Source organism: Fontivita pretiosa, from assembly GCF_050410795.1.
GTDB classification, from domain to species: domain Bacteria; phylum Planctomycetota; class Phycisphaerae; order Tepidisphaerales; family Tepidisphaeraceae; genus Fontivita; species Fontivita pretiosa.
The window spans coordinates 2,333,259-2,349,219 of sequence record NZ_CP191258.1 but is presented as its reverse complement, the minus strand read 5'-3'; the positions used below and the strand labels follow the sequence as shown (position 1 = coordinate 2,349,219).

At 64.4% G+C, this 15,961-nt stretch carries 17 protein-coding genes; 3 read left to right on the top strand and 14 right to left on the bottom strand.

Going from position 1 to position 15,961, the window contains the following annotated elements:
• Positions 1-29 precede the first annotated feature (29 nt).
• The gene (locus ACQS5P_RS09595) at positions 30-1,109 is read right to left on the bottom strand and encodes a right-handed parallel beta-helix repeat-containing protein (RefSeq protein WP_428940667.1); all 1,080 of its coding nucleotides are present in this window, start codon (positions 1,107-1,109) and stop codon (positions 30-32) included.
• A gap of 52 nt (positions 1,110-1,161) precedes the next feature.
• On the bottom strand, positions 1,162-3,141 hold the full coding sequence (locus ACQS5P_RS09590) for a tetratricopeptide repeat protein (protein ID WP_428940666.1): 1,980 nt from the start codon (positions 3,139-3,141) through the stop codon (positions 1,162-1,164).
• A gap of 187 nt (positions 3,142-3,328) precedes the next feature.
• Here ACQS5P_RS09590 and sucD point away from each other — a divergent pair, with 187 nt between their 5' ends.
• Positions 3,329-4,249, top strand: a complete 921-nt coding sequence (sucD, locus tag ACQS5P_RS09585; protein WP_428940665.1) for a succinate--CoA ligase subunit alpha — start codon at positions 3,329-3,331, stop codon at positions 4,247-4,249.
• Positions 4,250-4,315: 66 nt separating this feature from the next.
• Here the strand turns inward: sucD and ACQS5P_RS09580 are convergent, their stop codons facing one another.
• Both ACQS5P_RS09580 and ACQS5P_RS09575 read right to left on the bottom strand, forming a co-directional pair.
• On the bottom strand, positions 4,316-5,215 hold the full coding sequence (locus ACQS5P_RS09580) for a DUF72 domain-containing protein (RefSeq protein WP_428940664.1): 900 nt from the start codon (positions 5,213-5,215) through the stop codon (positions 4,316-4,318).
• Positions 5,212-6,747 carry an amidohydrolase gene (locus tag ACQS5P_RS09575; RefSeq protein ID WP_428940663.1) on the bottom strand — a complete coding sequence of 512 codons (1,536 nt, stop codon included), beginning with the start codon at positions 6,745-6,747 and terminating at the stop codon, positions 5,212-5,214. The genes ACQS5P_RS09580 and ACQS5P_RS09575 overlap by 4 nt, the downstream gene beginning before the upstream one ends.
• Positions 6,748-6,918: 171 nt before the next feature.
• Between ACQS5P_RS09575 and rpsR the strand changes: the two genes are divergently transcribed.
• Positions 6,919-7,197: a 30S ribosomal protein S18 gene (rpsR, locus tag ACQS5P_RS09570; RefSeq protein WP_428940662.1), complete on the top strand. Its 279-nt coding sequence runs from the start codon at positions 6,919-6,921 to the stop codon at positions 7,195-7,197.
• 154 nt (positions 7,198-7,351) lie between these two features.
• On the opposite strand, the gene ACQS5P_RS09565 is transcribed toward rpsR, so the two are convergent.
• The 8 genes from ACQS5P_RS09565 to ACQS5P_RS09530 form a co-directional block, all read right to left on the bottom strand.
• Positions 7,352-7,870: a DUF2383 domain-containing protein gene (locus tag ACQS5P_RS09565; protein ID WP_428940661.1), complete on the bottom strand. Its 519-nt coding sequence runs from the start codon at positions 7,868-7,870 to the stop codon at positions 7,352-7,354.
• A gap of 263 nt (positions 7,871-8,133) precedes the next feature.
• The gene (locus tag ACQS5P_RS09560; protein WP_428940660.1) at positions 8,134-8,433 is read right to left on the bottom strand and encodes an HU family DNA-binding protein; all 300 of its coding nucleotides are present in this window, start codon (positions 8,431-8,433) and stop codon (positions 8,134-8,136) included.
• A 410-nt stretch (positions 8,434-8,843) separates the two neighbouring features.
• Entirely contained in the window at positions 8,844-9,104 is a 261-nt protein-coding gene (locus ACQS5P_RS09555) for a hypothetical protein (RefSeq protein ID WP_428940659.1), read from the bottom strand.
• 231 nt (positions 9,105-9,335) lie between these two features.
• A complete protein-coding gene (locus tag ACQS5P_RS09550; RefSeq protein WP_428940658.1) occupies positions 9,336-10,070 on the bottom strand; it encodes a PEP-CTERM sorting domain-containing protein in 735 nt (244 codons plus the stop codon).
• 127 nt (positions 10,071-10,197) lie between these two features.
• Entirely contained in the window at positions 10,198-11,085 is an 888-nt protein-coding gene (locus ACQS5P_RS09545) for a hypothetical protein (RefSeq protein ID WP_428940657.1), read from the bottom strand.
• Positions 11,086-11,305: 220 nt separating this feature from the next.
• Positions 11,306-12,376 carry a hypothetical protein gene (locus ACQS5P_RS09540; protein WP_428940656.1) on the bottom strand — a complete coding sequence of 357 codons (1,071 nt, stop codon included), beginning with the start codon at positions 12,374-12,376 and terminating at the stop codon, positions 11,306-11,308.
• A 52-nt stretch (positions 12,377-12,428) separates the two neighbouring features.
• A complete protein-coding gene (locus ACQS5P_RS09535; RefSeq protein WP_428940655.1) occupies positions 12,429-12,650 on the bottom strand; it encodes a hypothetical protein in 222 nt (73 codons plus the stop codon).
• Between the two features lie 69 nt (positions 12,651-12,719).
• Positions 12,720-13,175 carry a hypothetical protein gene (locus tag ACQS5P_RS09530; protein ID WP_428940654.1) on the bottom strand — a complete coding sequence of 152 codons (456 nt, stop codon included), beginning with the start codon at positions 13,173-13,175 and terminating at the stop codon, positions 12,720-12,722.
• A 109-nt stretch (positions 13,176-13,284) separates the two neighbouring features.
• On the opposite strand from ACQS5P_RS09530, the gene ACQS5P_RS09525 reads away from it, so the two are divergent.
• Positions 13,285-13,500 (top strand): hypothetical protein, encoded by a 216-nt coding sequence (locus tag ACQS5P_RS09525; protein WP_428940653.1) that lies wholly within the window; start codon positions 13,285-13,287, stop codon positions 13,498-13,500.
• A gap of 120 nt (positions 13,501-13,620) precedes the next feature.
• Here the strand turns inward: ACQS5P_RS09525 and ACQS5P_RS09520 are convergent, their stop codons facing one another.
• Both ACQS5P_RS09520 and ACQS5P_RS09515 read right to left on the bottom strand, forming a co-directional pair.
• Complete coding sequence (locus ACQS5P_RS09520) at positions 13,621-14,652, bottom strand: sigma-54 interaction domain-containing protein (protein WP_428940652.1); 1,032 nt, start codon at positions 14,650-14,652, stop codon at positions 13,621-13,623.
• 253 nt (positions 14,653-14,905) lie between these two features.
• Positions 14,906-15,865 carry a methyltransferase domain-containing protein gene (locus tag ACQS5P_RS09515; protein ID WP_428940651.1) on the bottom strand — a complete coding sequence of 320 codons (960 nt, stop codon included), beginning with the start codon at positions 15,863-15,865 and terminating at the stop codon, positions 14,906-14,908.
• Positions 15,866-15,961: the final 96 nt, after the last annotated feature.

Sequence of the window (15,961 nt, the reverse complement as noted above, 5' to 3'; positions counted from 1 at the left end):
TGCCACGCGCCTTTTCGCCTGTGCCGCGGTTACTTGCTCTGCTCGCCCATCCAGCGGTTCTGCACCTGGTGCGAGCCATCGGCGATCTTCACCGGGCAGTCCAGCGCGATGTTCCGCCGCAGCACATGCCCCGGCCCCTGTCTGGGCGCGGCGGGCAGATAAAAGCCGTACTCGCAGCGAATGGCCAGGCAGTCCTCGATGGTCAATCCGGCGGCGTTGTTGTTCTGATCGAATCCGCGATGGGGATGATCGATCGCCACACATCGCACCACCACGTGCGCCGCGGGCACGTGATTGCCCCCCAGCTTGAAGCCGTTGCCGTCGCCGGCAAAGTTGGGAATTGACCAGAGGTTGATCCCGTTGCGAAAGGCCAGGCAGTTCTCGATCCGCACTGGCACCGGCGCTTCCCACAGATCCCAGCCGTCGTCGCAGTTTTCCCATGCCCGGCAGTTGCGAAAGACGTTGCCGGGTCCGATCCTGCCTTTTGCGGCGAAGCCGTCGGCGTTTTCGCCACGGTTGTGGGGGTCAGCGTTTCGGAACGAGTCGCAATCGCTCACGAGATTATGGTTGGCGCCGCTGCCGAGCTGGATGCCGCTGTCGCGGCACTGGTGCACGACGCATCGCTGAACCATATTGTGCCCGCCGGTGATGTTGATCCCGTTATCACCGGCACCGACAACTTCCAGCCCGACGATCTGCCACCAGTCGCGGGGCAGCTCGATTCCACGCGACTTGCTGTCGGTGGGCTGGGCGGAAAAGTCCAGGACGGGCCGGGAATCGGGATCGGCCGGCTCGACGCGTATGGGGCTGTGTTCGGTTCCGTCGCGAGCGGCGCGGAGGGTGTCGCTGAGGCGGTAGGTTCCGGGCAGCAGACGGATGACATCGCCGGGCGCGGCGCGGGCGAAGGCAGCGGCGGGGCTGGCCAGCGGCGCCTCGGGCGTGCCCGCCGCACGGTCGTCTCCCTCGGGCGCAACGTAAATCTCCGCTGCCTGCGCCAAGCCCGCCACGACGAGCAAAAACACGCCGATCGTCGCCGACAGCCTGGTGAATAATCCGCTTGCTGATCCTGATCCGATCTTGTAGTTGCTCAACAGTCTGTGCGGTCTCATGGTCTGTGAATGGGTTGAACTGAAAAGCCCCGACCGCCCGGTGATGGCGGTGTTACTCTTTTGGTTTGGGCCGGGATGAGCCGGCGGCCTTGCCCGACCCGTTGCGCCTGGATGAGCCGGGCCGTTTGCCCGGGAGCTGGGCTTTGAGCCACTCGACGGCGCCGGGAGTCGCCCGCCAGCACGGAACCAGGTCCCCCGCGAACGTGCGCGCTTCATTGTCGTCGCCGGGACTGTAAAACTCAGGCACGTAGCGGGGCGGTCGTCGCTTGCCGAGCAGGAATTCGGGCAGGTACGGGTTGTACCTGATGGCCTGTCGCAGGGCGTTGCGGGAGGCGTCGCTGGCGCCCTGCTGGCGGAAAAGCAGCAGCGCCTCGGAATAGCAGTGCACGAGGGAGCAGTCCTCAGGATAGCGGTCCAGCAGCTTTCGCAATTCCTCGTGTCGCTCCAGACGCAGCAGCAGGCTCGCCAGCGAATCGCGGATGCCCTGGTTGTCGTCGGGGTTCAACTCGAGCATCCGCTGATACACGCTGATCGCCTCGTCAAACTGCCCGTCGTCGCGCAGCTCTTCGGCCAGGCAGTGCATCGCCCGCATGTACGGCCGGGTCTGAATCAGTCCCCAGAAGTCTCCGGTATGCTGCTGAAAGAAATCCTGTCCGAGGGTTTGCTCGGCGGCGGCGACGGCGCGGCGGAAGTGCGCGATTGCCTCGCCGTTGGTGTCGGCGGCGCTGCCCAGAACCAGATACGCTTCGCTACAGTTCGGATCGAGCTTCAGCGCCTGTTGGGCCAGCTCGATCGCCGCGGGCGGGCCAGCTTCCCAGGCCTGTTCCGCCAGCATGTTGGCGCGCTGGCTTGGCGTCAGGGTTGTGTCTGAGGCGATTTGCGCCGACGAGCGGCGACTCCGCTCGGGGGCCTGTTCGTCGTCATCTTCAAGCTCGTCGGACAGATCCGTTTGCTGCTCCGCGGCGGAATCAAGCATGCCGAACAGCTCCTGCACCAAGCCGAACAAGTCATTCTCGGCGAAGGGGTACAGCAGCCGCAGGGAGAACTTCTGCTCGCCGCCAGCGGTGGGAACCCGCCCTCGCCACCGATCTGTGCCGGTACCGAACGCTCGTTCCCTGATCGCCCGGGCGATCGCGCGCAAGATCCCTTCCATGTGCACCAGGATCGCTGCGTCGGGGCGGAAGAAGCCGTCGTGACGGAAGATCATGGGCAGGGGATACTGCCCGCGCATGACCGTTGGCAGGCCCAGCTCCCGCCACGCGGCAAGGTCGTCGGCGGGCAGCAGACTGGCCTCGACGGCTGTGATGCCGCACAGCGGGGTCTTGGCCAGGCTCTGCATCGGTTCGTCGCTCTCGTACAGGCGTTTGAAGTCGCGCACGTTGCGGAAAAACGATGCGCCGAACTCCTGCTCGGCCTGCCCCAGGATCTGCACCAGCCGCAGCGATCGATCGACCTTTGGAGAGATGATTTCGATCAGTTGTTGCCCGCGGAAGTGCTTCCATGGTTCGGCGTCGAAGAACTGTGCGCAGGCGTCGGCGAAATCGCGAAGGATCTGCGGCGTCATGCCCGGCATCTGTCGCAGCCCCGTCGGGGCAATGCCGCTGCGTACCGCCTGCGAGACGGTTTGGATCATCTGATCGATCGCCGACAGTTCCTCCATAATCGCTACTGGAATATGCAGCCGATCCAGCAGCGGGCGAATCGCCGCCGCGGCGGACTCAGACTTGACCTGAACGCATCCGGGAAGATAGCCGCCGTGCTGAGGGTCTGTGGCGAGCTGAACAAAGGTCTCCATCAACGCCTGAAAGTCGAGCTGATCGCCAACGCGGGGTTCGCTGAACGCACACGCCATCGATTCCGGATCCACCCACATCGCAAGCCCGCAGACTTGTGAGCGCAGTGCTTCGGCCAGTTCGCGCTGCGTGGGGTCGGCGTCGTCGGGCAAGTCGGCCGTCATCGTGATCATCGCGCCCTGCCAGGTCTTGCCCGACATGCGTGGCAGTTGGGCCAGGCGGCGGAGGAGAGGGTCCATATTAACGGGGAGATTGGATGGATCCGTCATGGGAGTGGTTGCCTCCTGCTCGAAGCACAGAGTGTAACCAGCCCGGGGGCGAGGCGCAAGGCGCATTGCGGGAAAAACGGCGCGGCATTAGGCTTCACCGCTCAATTGGCCGCAGGAGTCAAAAGCGAATCGGGCACACGGGTAAGGTTACGAACTCATGAGCATTCTGGTTAACCGCAACACGAGGGTGATCTGCCAGGGAATCACAGGCGCGGCCGGCGCGTTTCACACCCGGCAGTGTCTTGAGTACGGCACGAAGATGGTGGGGGGGGTGACGCCTGGCAAGGGCGGTCAGACCGACCCCAACGGGCTGCCGATTTTCAATACGGTGGAGCAGGCGGTTCGGGCCACCGGGGCGGATGCGACGATGATCTTCGTGCCCCCCGCCTTTGCCGCCGATGCGATTATGGAAGCCGCCGACGCGGGCATCCGGGTCATCGTCGCCATCACTGAGGGAATCCCGGTGCTGGACATGGTCAAGGTCAAGGAGTTTCTGCGCAGCAAACCCAACAGCGTGCTGATCGGTCCGAACTGTCCGGGGATCATCACTCCGGGTGAGTGCAAGATCGGGATCATGCCCGGCTACATCCACCTTCCGCCACGACGCGCCAAAACGAAGAAAAAGGTGGGGATCATCTCGCGTTCCGGGACGCTGACCTACGAGGCGGTCTGGCAGTGCGCCATTCGGGGGATCGGGCAGACGACGGCCGTAGGGATCGGCGGGGATCCGATCAAGGGGCTGGGATTCATCGATCTGCTGGCGATGTTCCAGAAAGACCGGGCGACCGACGGGATCGTGATGATCGGCGAGATCGGAGGGACCGACGAATCGGACGCGGCGCGGTACATCAGGCAGCACGTGAGCAAGCCGGTGGTAGGCTTCATCGCGGGCCGGACCGCCCCGCCGGGAAAACGCATGGGCCACGCCGGCGCCATCATCAGTGGCGGGGACGATACCGCCGACGCGAAGATCGCCATATTCCGCGAGTGCGGCATCACGGTAAGCGAAAGCCCTGCGACGATCGGGGAAACGATGGCCCGGGCGTTGGGCATCGAAGCGGCGGTGGCGGTGGCATGAGCCGGACCGGCCCGTGTCCAGCGGGTCGGCGCGTGCGGGTGCGTCCGGCTCATCGGGCCTTGATACTCAGTTGTCGATTTGGCGCAATCGCTCGGCCAGGCGAATCGCGTCGAAGGGGGCTTTGACCTTCACGTCGTTGTCGAAGTAGACATAGACATCGCGCGATTTGCGCCTGCGGGCACGGCGGTCGGGCAAGACGAGCTTCGCATCGTCCGGCTCGCCGCCGCGATGCCATATCCGAATGCGCCTGGCCCAGCAGTCAATCGCCGCATCGGTGTAGCCGCTGGCGTAGAGTTCCTCGGCGCCGTGGAGACGGATGTAAACGAAGTCGGCGGTCAGGTCCTCTGCATAGGGCCACAGCCCGCCGCTGTCGGCGAACACCAGCGCCACGCGGTTTGCCCGCAGCAGCCTGATGAACCGCCCGGTGAGGAACGAAGGGTGACGGATCTCCACGGCATGACGGATCGGGCGATTCGCGTCGGCTTCGGTCCATCGCCTTGCCTTGCTCAGGATCGGTCCGTGCCTGCGCGCCAGCTTCGCGGCGGCGAGCGTGTCGCGCGGCAACAGCTCGAGGAAATGCGCGAATCGCTCCGGATCGAATGATAAATTGGGCGGAAACTGCCACAGGATCGGCCCCAGCTTCTGGCGGAGCAGCAGCAGCCCGGATGCAAAAAAGTTGGCCAGCGGCTGCTCGATGTCGCGCAGCCGCTTCATGTGGGTGATGAATCGCCCGCCCTTGACGGCGAAGACGAAGTCATCGGGGGTCTGCTGGTACCAGGCCTGGTAGCTGGCCGGTCGCTGGAGGCTGTAGAACGAGCCGTTGATCTCGATGGAATTGAAGATCTGTGCTGCATACTGCAATTCGCGCCGGTGGGGCAAATCGGGCGGATAGAACACTCCCCGCCACCCGGCGTAGCGCCAGCCGGAGATGCCGATGCGTATGCCATGGTGCACGGGCGCGATCATGGCGGCTGGGGCACAGCGCGACCGGCGACGAACACGCGCACGGCGCGAAGGGAGGGGATCTGCTCGGCCGGCAGGCGGGTCGGATCGCCGCTGAGCACGACGAAGTCGGCGAGTTTTCCAGGCTCCAGCGAGCCGACACGGTCCTCGACATGCGCAGCATACGCGCTGCCCAGGCAATAGGCGGCGATCGCCTGCTCGGGCAAGAGCGTTTCTCCCGGCGACCACTCGTGCCGCGCGATCGCCGAATGCAGGCAGGCGAACGCATCGAGCTTCTCGACCGGACAGTCGCTGCTCAATGCGATCGGTACGCCTGAGGCTCGCATCGTCGCAAACGGGTACGCCCAGGGCGATCGCGCCGGGCCAAGACGCTGTGAGGTCCACGTGTCGCTGGTCACAAACTGTGGCTGACAGGTCACGACGATCTTCATCGCGGCCATACGCTGGATGCAGTCCGGCGGGCAGACCGAGGCGTGCTCGATGCGGTGGCGGTGCTGCTCGTTCGAATCGCCCGCCAGCGCGAACTCGATCGCGTCGATGGTTTCGCGCACGGCCTGATCGCCGATCGCGTGAATCGCAAGCCCGAAGCCCTTGAGCTGAGCATCCCGCGCCATTCGCTTCAGCTCATCCGGCGGATAGATCCGCAGCCCGCGGGTGTCCGGCTGATCGTGGTAAGGCTCGGCCAACAGCGCGGTCCGGGCGCCCAGCGAGCCGTCGGAAAACAGCTTGCACGCGCCGAATCGCAGCCAGTCATCGCCGAAGCCGCTGTTGATCCCATGACGATGAAGCTGCTCGACGGCGGCGTAAGGCGGCATGCCGATCACGCGGATCGGCAGCTTGCCCTTGCGCCGCAGTCGCGCATACGCGGCCATCTGTTCGGGCGTATCCAGCAATGTTTGGACGCTGGTGATTCCGGTCTTCAGCGCCACGCGCGCCGCGGCCAGCACCGCCTGCTCCGCCTGCGACTCTGACAGCGGCGGAATCCGCCGGTAAAAGGCGGCGACGGCGTTCTCGGTGTACAGCCCGCCATCCTCATCGCCGGCAAGACGCTCGGCTGGCGTGACCACCGCCAGCGCGGCGGAGTTCACCACGACCGCGTGCCCGCAGATTCGCGAGATGATGATCGGCCGATGGCGCGAAACGCGGTCCAGGTCCTGGCGTGTGGGGAAGCGTCGCTCGGCGAGCTTGTCCTGATCGAAGCCGTGCCCCTGTATCCAGCCCTCGCTGCGCCGGGCCAGCTCCGACAGGCGGCTGAGGATCTCGTCGATGTCGCGGCAGCCAACCAGGTCGGCGTTGCGCAGCAGGTGTTCGCCATAGGCGTAGAGGTGGATATGCGAATCAATGAAGCCGGGGGTAACGGTCTGGCCGTTCAAATCGAGTCGCTGGGTGTCGCCGGTCGCCAGTCGCAGGATCTGCTCATCGTTTCCGACATCCAGAATCCGCTCGCCGCCGATCGCCATCGCCGATGCGCGCGGGCGTCGCCGGTCGAGCGTGATCAGGTTGCCGTTGTACACGATCAGCTCGGGTTGAAGCATGGATTAGTTGTATCTGGGCAGAGGCGGGTGGCAAGGCAGGCTTGTGGCTGGCGGTCGAGCGGCACCTGGGCCGGTTAAACAGAAAACCGGCTGTGGGGCTTGATCCGGACTTGCGAACGACAACGCGGCTGCTACAATCCTTCGCCCGATTTTGAATTGGAGAATGGACTGATGGCGCGAACGGAAACCGCCCGTGAGCGGCGGGAAAAAAAAGAGCAGTTTCAGAGCTTCAACCGTCCGAAGCTGAAAATCACCCGCACCAGTGCGTCCGGGAAAGTCTACATCGACTACAAGGACACCGAGACGCTGCGGAAGATGATGAGTGGCAACGGCAAGATCCTCAGCCGCAAGCGCACCGGCGCCACGGCGATGGAGCAGCGCATGCTGGCCCGGGCGATCAAGCGGGCGCGGTATATGGCGCTGTTGCCGTACGTAACCACGGCCATGTAGCTCGCGGACAGCGCGAAGCCGCCGTATTCAACGCCCGGTTCGGAAGGGACCGGGCGTTCTTGCGCGCCGATGGGCAGGAGCAAGCGGCTGTGGCGGATGCGTCCGCCGCCGCTTGCGGTTGTTGATTCCTGTCGGCCTGCTGTGCCGTCGAGGATCATGCCGTGCCGACCGAATTGATCAACTGGTCCAGCAGATTGATGTGGCGCTGCTGTGCGGGAATGAGCTGGTTGCGGATCAGCTCGCACGAAGTCGCGTCCACGTCGTCGGCCCCTTCCTGGTAGTCCTTCAAGCCATGCTCTTCGCCCTCCTTCAGTGACTTCAGCGCCGAGACATCGCCGAAGAGGTTGGCGGTGCCTTGAGTGAATTTGGCCCAGGCGCCCCAGGCGCCGGAGGAGTCGCTGGGCTGCCCGCCCAGCTCGCGGATCCGCTCGCGCAGCGCCTGCGCCGCCCGGCCATGCTCTTCCTGAATCTCGCGAAGCATTTCCAGGTTGGCGATGGACGGGATCTGCTCGCTGTCGGCGACGGCGTCGATGGCCATACGGTAGGTTTCGGCGGCGGAGATTTCGCCGCGGAGGAAGGAATTGAGCTGGCTGACGGCGTCATCGGAGTTGCCGAAGTCGCTGCCGCCGGTGTCACGGGTGTAATCGCCGCCGGGGGTGGACATGCTGCTCATGGGCGTTCTCCTGTGGTTTGCGCAAGGGTCAGGGATCGATCACGACTGGCCAATTGGCAGCAATGGTTGTGCCGATGACGATCGCGCCCCCTGTGTTCTGCTATTCGCTGAGCACCAGAATCCGACGACGCCAAGACGACGAGCCACGCCGACAAAGTGGCGCGTGAAAAAAACCCGATCCCCCGGCGGGGATCGGGTTTGCTGTATGCTGTCGCTGAAGCAGACCGCTCAAACCAGACAGGGTCTGGTACGATCCGGGCGGATTACTTCTTGGTGCCGAGGATGGCGTCCTTGGCGGCCTTGGCGACGCGGAACTTGACGACCTTTTTCTTGGGGACCTTGATGGTCTGCCCGGCCTTGGGGCCGAAGCGCATCACCATCTCGCGCGGGGCACGCTCAACCAGCACCAGCTTGCCGATGCCGGGAATCACAAACGTGTTCTTCGCCTGCTTGTAGGCAAGCTCGGCCTGCGCCTGGAAGAACTGATTCACCTGCTTCTTGGTGATGCCCACCTTTTCCGCCAGGTAGGCGGCGACTTCCGACTTGGTCATGGCCTTGGCCATAGGGATCGATCTCCTTTCCTTGAAGGAATTCGCGTGACACAGCAGCCACCCGGTGAGCCGGCTATCCCACGTTGCGCGGCGCTCTCCGGTGACACGGTGGGTCGCCATCCGCTGGCGTGAAAACAGACCCTTCCCCCGTGCCCGCTCGAGTCGGCAGGGCAGGCGAAGCTCCGCGAGCGTCGCCTCCGCCGGATTCAAGTTGGCAAGAAAATAGCCAAAAAACAGGGGTTTTCAACGCCCGGCGCATAAAAATCCTCGGATTTTCCGAGGATTTCGGACGGTCTGGCGTTCGGCGGCTCAGTTTCTCCACGCCCGGGCCGCTGTTTTCAACAGCGGCACATCCGGCCGACCCCACCCCGCCCCAGCCGCCGAACGCTCAGTTTACCGTCCAATCGATCCCCCGTCCCTGTTCAGCGCCTGCGCCGCAGCAGACTCATCCCGCACAGGCCCAGCACCGCCATCGTGGGCTCGGGCGTGATCGCGAACGCCATGTCCAGCGAGATTCCCGTGGGGTCGCGCAGCTCCTGCCAGGGTGCCGCTCCCAGTGGCAGATCGTCCCACACTGCATCGTCCTGGAAATGCTCCAGGCTGGTTTTCCAGCCCACGCGGGGTCGGAACGGAAGGGATGAATGGCCGTCAGGGAAATGCTCCAGGCTGGTTTTCCAGCCCACGCGGGGGTTTCGGGGTTGGCCAGCGTCATCCACAGGTCCAGCCAGTCCGCTGATAACAACACCAAAGTAAGCTCTGTTTCTCGAAAGATCGCTGGTGCGTGCTCTTCCGAGCATTCCGGCCTGCCCGTCGCTCATAGTGAACTCGTAATGGAAGTGGAAAGCACGCAGGACCGGGGTTTTCCCGGTCCTGCATTGCTGTAGCGCCCTCAACTTTCAACGTCTGCTCAATGCTCATTGTCCGCGACGCCTTCGTCTCAGCGTCAGGCACACACCCGTGCCGCAGCCCAGCAGGGCGGCCGAGGCCGGCTCCGGTATAGGCGGCGCCGCAAGGATGAAGGACGTGAACGTGCTGGTCCGCAGCACTTCCAGCCGCTCGATGGCTGTATTGTTCTTCAGGTAAAACGTGATCGCAGGATTGCCCGGCACCGTGGTACCGTCAAAACCATACACCCCGGCGCTGTACGTGTAGGACGGCATGTCACCGGCGGTGGCGCCTGCGGAGGCGGCGAATGGCTCGTCCAGCCAGGGGGTGAGGATCTGCCCGGAGGAATCGAACGCCCGCAGGCGGTAAAGCTCCCCGCCGCCCGAGCCATTGTCCAAGTCGCCAAACTGGAAATAGGTCCCCACCGGCAATTGTCCGTTGGGGAAGGTGATCACGGTGAAGTCGTACAGGGTTGTGCCCGTGGTGTTGGCGCCCGCCGGTGGAGTGTGCGGCATCGGACCGGTGGCGCTGAACGTGCCCAGCCACTGAGGTTGCGGAGGGCTGTTAGGCCCGGCGCCCGGCCAGGTGCCCGTGAACGGACCGGGGCCGGTGCCGCTGGCCAGATACACGTCGCGTGGCGGATCACCGGTGGCGCCGGGGAAAGGCAGCACGCCCGAACCGGTCAGTGGCGCCGCGTACGACTGGCTGGCGATCGCGACCGACATGACAACCCCCAGGACTGACACAGACACGATGCGATTCATGAGTTGCTCCTTGTGCTCAGCTCAAGCGAAACAGTCGGTTGAAAAAAAAACCTCAGTGAAGCTCTTTCCCCCGCAACTTGCAGCCTGCGCCGCACACGATCGGCGCGGCGGCTCAGCCCGCCGCCAGTCAGCGTCTGCGGCGCAGCATCACCAGGCCCGCCAGCCCGATGCCCAGCATCGCGCTGCCCGGCTCGGGCGCGATCACGAACGCCAGATCGATCGACTGTCCGGCATACGGGTGATTGGCGGGGTAGATCAGCTCCTGCCAGCCGGGCGGATCGACCAGCGCTCCGTTAAATCCGATGGTGTCGCCATAAACCGCGTCGTCATTGAAGTGGGGCGTGACGGTTGGATCGGTGGTCTTCCAGCCAAAGCGGGCATCAGGCCAAGCGGTTTGTGCCTGGACGTCCAGCCAGTAGATCGTCCCCTGTGTCTGAATGAACGGATTCTTGATCGACTCGAAGTTGTACTGCCAGATCACGTGATCGAAGCCGAGGATCTGCCCGGTGTTCGGGTCATAGAACGCCTCGCCCGCGACGGTCGGCGGCAGCGTGTGATACGGGCGGACCGTGAAATCCGATGGCCCGAAAATCGCCGACCACAGCTCGGCGCCGGGCTTGCTGTAAGGCTGGTTGGGCCCGGCGGGGATGTCCTCGTGAATGCTGAGTTTGAATCGCACGCCGGCCGGATCCGGCACCAGCACGCCCGCCGCATCGGGCACCAGCGGCAGCCGGTCGTTCAGCCAGGAACCCCAGATGTGAATGTCGGTGATCGGACCGGTCTGCGTGCACTGGAAGTCATCGGCAAGCAGCTTGAACAGGTTGGTTCCCGGCTGCCAGTGCGACGCCAGCACGTCCATGCCGTTGGGCGTCAGGTCTGGCAACTGCGGATAGTGCATCTTGTACGGCTCGCCCGGATCCCAATCCGCCAATGCCGGTTGCGGCGATCCGGCAATCCCCACCATCCCCACTGCCGACAGCACAACAGCGTATCCCATTCTGCTCAGGTCTTTCATTGCATTCCCTCCGACTCAATTCCCCTGGAAAAACTGTCCTGATCCCGACGGGTTGCTCGGCACGTCAACCCATCGGTGATGCACGGGTCAACTCACGCTCAAAGATTGATCGCATTGGGCGCCTTGCCGCGCGCCGGCGACGCGCATCGTCGTCGGCGCGCGGCTGGCACTGACTGGCTGATGGCACACCTCCTTTCCGGCTCAGATTCCGACACGTTCTTCAGCAAAGCTCCTGCACCGGCCGCGATCGGCGGCGGCGAGGCATCGCCACGATTCCCGCCCCGGCCATCAGCAGCAGGCACGTCCCGGGCTCCGGTATCGTGTACAGCTCGAACGCCAGGTCCTTGGAGAACTCCCCGATGCCCTGCGGTCCATCTGCCAAAGGCAGGTAGCGGGTCGGCTGGTAGCCGGCCTGATCCACCAGAGGCATGATCCCGCCGTCGGGGGTAGACAGGTGATTGACCACCACCAGGCCGGTAACCGCGTCGTCCTGGAAGTGCCACACCGGGGTGCCGCCGGGCGCTGGCCCCAGCAACCCGTCGATGTGCTCGCCGGGCACCACCGCTGGCGCCGTCGAGGCCAGTGAATCCATCACCGTGTAGTCGCGATTGTGCCAGCCCCAGCGAGGCACGAACGTCGGCGGCTGAGTGGGATCGATCGTGATCCCCGGCGGCAGATCGACCAGCGCCACGATCTTCAACCAGTAGACCGTGTCCGGATGCTGGAAGAACTCCTTGCCCAGGTGCAGCTCGGCGTTGTACTCGTAGAGCGTCTCATTCAGCGGTGGACCACCGCCACTGATCGGCTTCTCGGTGAACGTGCCGGATCCCGGCGCCAGCGGGCCGCGCCGAACGATCTGGTTCAGCAGCGGAATCCCGGGGCGGCTGAAGGGGTTGCTCGAACTGGCCGGCACGTCCGCCTCGAACGAGATCAAAAACTTGTCCACGGGGAAGTTCGGACTGACGAAGTTGTTCAGGTACGACCCCCACCACTTCACGTGGACGACAGGCGTGGAGAACTTGTCGGCGAAGTCGTCGGCCATGAATACGCCCCGATAGGGCGTAGGCCCGGCGGCGCCGAACATGCTGTAGGCGGTGCTCAGCTCATCGTGGCCCCAGAAACGCTGCACGGTGCCGTCGGGAGCGACGATCGGTGTGCCGTCCATCGGCCTCTGGCTGAACTTCAGCACATCACGCCCGGGCAGCGGATCGGCCGGCGCTGTGGCAGGCACCAGCACGACTGTTGCGGCCGCCGCGGTCAGGATCGACAGAGCGCGCATTCTCGCGGTCATGACAGACCTCCTTTGGAAAGTGAGTAATGGCTGGGTGGAAGCGACGCAGCGCTCAGGCGGCCAGGCGCAGACGCATGGCATGGCGCGCCAGTCGGCGTGGCGGCCGTGCCGCGGGCGCGCCGAAGGTGCGACGGCCCAGTTCCTGGTGCACGTGCCGCCGCGCACGCGCCCCGCCAAGCACCGCCAGCAGCAACAGCTCTTCGCCGCTGGCCAGGCTCAGGTCCAGGTCCTGCCCGTCGTGACGTTGGATCGTGGATGAATCGTGACGAGACATTTTCTGCTCCCTTCCGTATGTTGAATGTGCCACCAGGTACGGGTGGGCAATGCCCACTCCACGACTCGTTCATGGAGACGGCGCCGCGTCCAACTGTCTGGCCGTGCGCTGCACGGAAGGCGGCTCGGTGTTGCGTCTGGCCAGCAGCGATCGCGCCAGCTCATGCAGCCTGGCTCCGTCAGGAACGGTGTCGAACAGCATCGTCGCCCCCAGGCAGCGAGCGCGAATCTCCTCCTGCGGCGACAACGCCCCCGTGCAGACCAGCGCCCAGCGCAGTTGCGGCCAGCTCGCACGCAGCCGACTCACCAGCGTCCAGACGTTCATGTCCGGAAGCTGATTGCCGGTCAGCAGCAGGTCGCAGCTCATCTGCCTCAGGTGCAGCAGCGCCTGGCGCGCGGTGGGCGCCATGGTCAGTTCGATCAGCGGCGAGTCGTGCACCAGTCCCGGAATACACACCGCCAGCAGCGACAGTCGCGGCGTCGGGTGCGTATCCTGCAACTGCGGCGTTTGGTAGGTGTTGGCCATGCGCCAAGCCCCTTTGCCCTGCGTGCGCCTCAAGCGCATCGCGCGCCTCATCTGCCCGTATGGGTGATTCACGCTCGCTCCATCGTCAGCTTCGACACACGGCAAGTGCATGGCGAACGGCGTGCCGCGCGCTGCGGCGGCGCGGGAGCTTGCAGCAATCGCCGTATGGACCTGGGGTTATGGTCGCAGCGTTCGCGGCCAACACCGCAACCTCTTACTTGAAGGGGCGGTTGTTTTGATCGCCGCCGATTCCCAAGCCGGCGCGCAAACGCCATCGCTTGCCAGCGTTGCTCGTGATCAGGTTGTTTTGAATGGTGCAGGTTGAAATGCACGGGTGCAGGTTGAAATGCACTGCTCGATGGGCCGGTGGGGATCCCGGGCCGGGTCGGAGATCAAACCGGATACGGGGTTGCGCGGCGGCGGGGCTCAGTGATCCGCGGCGTTGTCAGCGCGGTTCGATGTGCAGCTTGGCCATTCGCCGGTTCAGACGCTGGACATTGATGCCCAAGAGCCTGCTGGCGGCGGCCTTGCAGTAGTTGGTCCGGCGCAGGGCTTCGGCGATGGCGCGGCGTTCCAGATCGACCAGAGAAAGTTCCGAAGCTGTTGGCTCCTCGGTCGCGGGGCGGTGGAAGCGCGGCGGCAGGTCAGCGAGCTGGATGATCGTGTCGCGGGACAGCACGTGGGCGTGCTCCATGACGTTGGCCAGCTCGCGGACGTTGCCCGGCCAGGGATACGCCAGCAGCGCCTCCGCCGCCTGGGGTGATAAGCGTCGCAACGGCTCGCCATACAATGCCGACTGCGCCGCCAGGAAGTGCTCGGCCAGTGGGATGATGTCCTCACGGCGCTGTCGCAAGGGCGGAAGATTCAGCACCACGACGTTGAGTCGGAAGTACAGATCCTGACGGAAGGTGCCTGCGCGGACCATCGCCGACAGGTCGCGGTGAGTGGCGGCGATGATTCGCACGTCCACGCGATGCGCCCGCACATCGCCAACCGGAACGACGATCTGTTCCTGGATCAGCCGCAGCAACTTGGCCTGAAGCGGCAACGACAGTTCCCCGATCTCATCGAGAAACAGGGTTCCGCCGTCGGCGGCGCGCACAAAGCCCAGCGCGTCGCGCACGGCGCCGGTGAATGCCCCGCGAACGTGGCCGAACAACTCGCTCTCGAAAAGCGAATCGCAGATCGCCGAGCAATCCACGGGCACGAACGGTTTGTGCGCACGGCTGGACTGGGCATGGATGTGCCGTGCAAGCACTTCCTTTCCCGTGCCTGTCTCGCCAAGGATCATGATCGTGCAGCGCTTCTGCGCCACGATCGACGCGACCGATTTGACCGCCGCCATCGCGGGTGAATGCCCGATCAGCGGTACCGCCCCCGCCTCGACGCTTGAATTGTCTGCGGCAACCGACGACCCGATCCCTGGCTTCTCACCCGTGACAGCGCAGCGTGCTTGTACTGCGCTTCCCTCCAGCATTTTCCTGCCCTCTCCAACGCATCCCCCTCGACACCCGACGTCACGCGACGCGACGACTTGCGACGACTCGATTGGGTACGATGGATTCGGCCAGTGCATTATCGCATCCCGCCCATCGCATTTCCAGAATCTTCTTTCCAAACCGCGCAGAATGTGCGAAAGCCCGAGTCGGGGGATTCGTCCAGGCGTCATTTGCCAGAAGATGTTTGAGTCCTGTTACCGCGTCGCGCCCGCCAGAGCTGTATCGGGCGCGTCATCCCGATTTGCGGCACACGAAACGGAACCCGGCGGTGTTGGTGATCAGCCGCGCCCGCTCGCTGGTCGCCGCACGCCGATCGACCATGCCACCAAGCTTCCACCACAGCCGGTGCAGCAGATGCAAGGGCAGGACTAACAGGTCCGACAGCACCTGCGGCGCGTGCGGAAACAGCCCCATCCATCCCTGGGCCCGCAGACATTGCCACTGGACGTTGGGTTCAATGCCGATGATCTCAAACCCGCTGCTGGCCAGCAGATCGTACGTACCCAGCGGGCTGGGGTGATAAAAACTGTTGAGGTGGAACGATTCCAGGAATGCAACGGTGCCGATGAATGGCGCACCGGGCTTGAGCACCCGCCGTACCTCGCCCAACGCCACGAACGGGTAGCGCAGATGTTCCAGTACCGCGAATGACATCACGAAATCGAAGCTGTTGTCTTTGAACGGCAGGGCGTGGCCGTCCGCAAGGATCTTCGCCGGACCGTCGTAGTCGATGCCGACATACTCCAGGCCGGTATGGGCGCACAGCGGTTTGAAATCCTCATATCCGCAGCCCAGATCCAGCATCACTCCGCCGCCCGCAGGGCGTGGAAAGTAGCTCAGCAGCGTGCGCGTGAGCCGGTTGCCGTGCATCAGCAGCGACGGGATCGGGATCGAGTGATACTCCGGAATCTGCGGCGAAGGGTTGGGCTTGAGCGGATCGATCTTCGCATGGGCACTGGGCACGACGTCTTCGCCGCCGATGGTGAAGTCGATCGAGACGGTCTTGGGTCCGCGCAGTCGCAGGTCGAGTTGCCCCGAACCGGTGACGGGATACGCGGCGCCGCACGCCTCGCACGCCAGCGCGCCCTCGCGCGCACTTAGCGGCCCGTGACACATCGGACAAATGAGCAACTCGCGAACCGTCGGCGAAAGTGTCTCTAGCGGCGATCCAGCAGCGGCAACAGTCGTCATGATGAACTACTCCACGTCCGTGCGGAGCGGATTGTAGCGGAAACCGCGTTGCTGGCTATCGGACAATTCCCATGACAAAAAGGGGTCGGGAGTCTT

Bases quoted from the DNA above. Each gene is read 5' to 3' on its own strand.
- ACQS5P_RS09595 (WP_428940667.1), bottom strand. From the start codon at position 1,109: ATGAGACCGCACAGACTGTTGAGCAACTACAAGATCGGATCAGGATCA.
- ACQS5P_RS09590 (WP_428940666.1), bottom strand. From the start codon at position 3,141: ATGGACCCTCTCCTCCGCCGCCTGGCCCAACTGCCACGCATGTCGGGC.
- sucD (WP_428940665.1), top strand. From the start codon at position 3,329: ATGAGCATTCTGGTTAACCGCAACACGAGGGTGATCTGCCAGGGAATC.
- ACQS5P_RS09580 (WP_428940664.1), bottom strand. From the start codon at position 5,215: ATGATCGCGCCCGTGCACCATGGCATACGCATCGGCATCTCCGGCTGG.
- ACQS5P_RS09575 (WP_428940663.1), bottom strand. From the start codon at position 6,747: ATGCTTCAACCCGAGCTGATCGTGTACAACGGCAACCTGATCACGCTC.
- rpsR (WP_428940662.1), top strand. From the start codon at position 6,919: ATGGCGCGAACGGAAACCGCCCGTGAGCGGCGGGAAAAAAAAGAGCAG.
- ACQS5P_RS09565 (WP_428940661.1), bottom strand. From the start codon at position 7,870: ATGAGCAGCATGTCCACCCCCGGCGGCGATTACACCCGTGACACCGGC.
- ACQS5P_RS09560 (WP_428940660.1), bottom strand. From the start codon at position 8,433: ATGGCCAAGGCCATGACCAAGTCGGAAGTCGCCGCCTACCTGGCGGAA.
- ACQS5P_RS09550 (WP_428940658.1), bottom strand. From the start codon at position 10,070: ATGAATCGCATCGTGTCTGTGTCAGTCCTGGGGGTTGTCATGTCGGTC.
- ACQS5P_RS09545 (WP_428940657.1), bottom strand. From the start codon at position 11,085: ATGAAAGACCTGAGCAGAATGGGATACGCTGTTGTGCTGTCGGCAGTG.
- ACQS5P_RS09540 (WP_428940656.1), bottom strand. From the start codon at position 12,376: ATGACCGCGAGAATGCGCGCTCTGTCGATCCTGACCGCGGCGGCCGCA.
- ACQS5P_RS09535 (WP_428940655.1), bottom strand. From the start codon at position 12,650: ATGTCTCGTCACGATTCATCCACGATCCAACGTCACGACGGGCAGGAC.
- ACQS5P_RS09530 (WP_428940654.1), bottom strand. From the start codon at position 13,175: ATGGCCAACACCTACCAAACGCCGCAGTTGCAGGATACGCACCCGACG.
- ACQS5P_RS09525 (WP_428940653.1), top strand. From the start codon at position 13,285: ATGGCGAACGGCGTGCCGCGCGCTGCGGCGGCGCGGGAGCTTGCAGCA.
- ACQS5P_RS09520 (WP_428940652.1), bottom strand. From the start codon at position 14,652: ATGCTGGAGGGAAGCGCAGTACAAGCACGCTGCGCTGTCACGGGTGAG.
- ACQS5P_RS09515 (WP_428940651.1), bottom strand. From the start codon at position 15,865: ATGACGACTGTTGCCGCTGCTGGATCGCCGCTAGAGACACTTTCGCCG.